Consider the following 2,143-nt stretch of genomic DNA (forward strand, 5'->3'; position numbering starts at 1 on the left):
AAGCGCGAGAACGACCTGGTGACATACCGCGAGATCCTCGCCTTCATGAACGGCGAGGCGAACATCGAGCGCGATCCGCGGGTACTCCCCCGCCGCGCGTGGCCGACGAAGCACCGACTGGCGTACGACTTGCTGACCTTCTTCGCCGCAGCCGCCATCGGCGGAGCACTCGGCTTTGCCGTGTGGGGGCTGCTGAACTAGAGGCAGCATCTGCCGAAGTCCGCATCACGCGCGTCAAGAATCAGCGCTTTGGGCGCCAGCGTTGCGCTCGTGATGCGGACTCGAAGGTGCCCGCAGCCGAAGACTTCAAATTGACGGCAAGCACTAGCTTGAGGCCCGCTCCACGCCGGCAATACAGCACCACCCAGCAAAATGCGGGCGGCCCCGGCACACCCGAGGCCGCCCGCTTCATTCAGACGGATGTCTTCGAACGCCTCTACTCCCTATCGCCGCATGCAGCCGCATCATTCTCATCGTCATCGTCGATAACGATAAGGGCGATAGCGGAGCCCAAGCTACCGACGACCCACGGGAGCCAGAACAGGCCGCCGATCCCCTCGGACGCATCCATGGCAGCACCGACGAACAGCCAGATGAGCGCGATGATGGTGGAGGCGAGCATGATCACGACGCAAGCCCTCTTCTTGCGCGCCGCTGTACGGCGATACTTGGGATTGCACGCGCGCAGATACGCCTCGCGGCTCTGGGGATCCAGCTGCGACAGCTCCTCCGCACTCAATTCGACCGTCTCGAGCCACTCCTTGTTGTACTCCGCGACATCCATGCGGCCCCACAGCATGCCCCAGTGGACAATCACCCCAACACCGACGGCGACCAGGACCATCATCAGCGTGTCGCCATATACCTGGACGTTCGCCTCCACCTCAAACAGCGCCGATACGGCGATGCCAAGAAGGATGATCGCGATACCCGAAACGATCGCGATCGAAGCACGACGACGCTCTGCCGCCTTTTGCTCTGCGGTGTAAAAGTCCGCAACATACGGATGGGCTTCCACAAAAGCCGCGTGCTCCATGCCGGATGGAATAAGGAATCCCAAGCCAGCGGCAACGAGCGCGAACAACGCCATGAGGACGATTCCGTCTGAGTGCAGGACCTCATCGGTGAAGACCGCGGCGGCGACCCCCAGGATGATGAGCGCCACACCGAGTGCGACCTTGCGGGCAAATGCGACCATGTGCTCGTCATAGCCGCATACATCCGTGTTGGGACCGACGGGGATCGCGGGCACAAAGGCGGATCCGATGTCGGACAACGAGTTCCGCCCGTGCGGAGCCTCGACGCGGACGACGGCGTTCCCATCGTTTTGCACGCCATCCGCGGCGCTCTGGCTCACGGCCGCGCGGCGCGACACGTCACCCTGCACCAGGTCATCGAGCGAGCACTCGAAAATCTGGCACATTTTGATGAGCTTATCCATCTCCGGGTAGGACTTCTCGGCCTCCCACTTGGTGACGGACTGGCGGGATACCCCAAGCAGCATGGCGAGCTGCTCCTGGGTCATATGGCGCTCGGCGCGCAGATACTGAAGGTTGGTACGGAAGCTCATAGTAGGTCCTCTCGTTGGCTGGAAGCGGGCACGCGGGCGTCGTGATCTTGGCTCACGGGGACAGCGCGGGCGCGGCATCCCAGCGTTCGGTGCTTTCCTGCCGGCGACTTACACACTACGGTAGCCACATGGCGGAAACCACCAACTTGAGGCTTCATTTTACGCAACCTGCAGGCACCCTATGGTTGCAAACCGCAGGTAGATTGAATGGACGTCAAATTATTAGGAGCTTGCATCACCTGTGAACTCAAACGGTCCCCGCCGATGTTACGACCCGTTGCTTGCGGCAACGGGCCATCTGCGGGCAGCATTGCGGTAACGTAGGAACCGGGCGAGAGAAAGGATCCGCCATGCTGAACGAGAACATCCAGGTCCTCAGGAAATCGAAAGGGCCATCGCAGGAGGAGCTCGCGCTCAAGCTGAACGTGGTGAGGCAGACGGTTTCCAAATGGGAACGCGGGCTCTCGGTGCCCGACGCGGAGATACTCGTCGCCCTCGGTGAGACGCTCGACGTGCCGGTGAGCAAAGACGAGGCGCGAGGCGATGGGCCTCTCGCAAGAGCAACTTGCCGAG

Annotated in this window: 2 protein-coding genes and 1 pseudogene; 2 read left to right on the plus strand and 1 reads right to left on the minus strand. The window is 61.9% G+C overall.

The features are described from left to right. Window positions 1–201 (plus strand): annotated as a pseudogene (locus DWZ22_RS10000) (XRE family transcriptional regulator); the annotation flags it as partial. A gap of 235 nt (window positions 202–436) precedes the next feature. Here DWZ22_RS10000 and DWZ22_RS10555 read toward each other — a convergent pair. Then, window positions 437–1,570 (minus strand): helix-turn-helix transcriptional regulator, encoded by a 1,134-nt coding sequence (locus DWZ22_RS10555; RefSeq protein ID WP_229055578.1) that lies wholly within the window; start codon window positions 1,568–1,570, stop codon window positions 437–439. A 350-nt stretch (window positions 1,571–1,920) separates the two neighbouring features. Between DWZ22_RS10555 and DWZ22_RS10010 the strand changes: the two genes are divergently transcribed. Further along, a partial coding sequence (locus DWZ22_RS10010; RefSeq protein WP_147352292.1) for a helix-turn-helix domain-containing protein occupies window positions 1,921–2,143 on the plus strand: 223 nt, incomplete at its 3' end.

The organism is Collinsella sp. AF31-11, from assembly GCF_003475605.1.
In the GTDB taxonomy this organism is placed as follows: domain Bacteria; phylum Actinomycetota; class Coriobacteriia; order Coriobacteriales; family Coriobacteriaceae; genus Collinsella.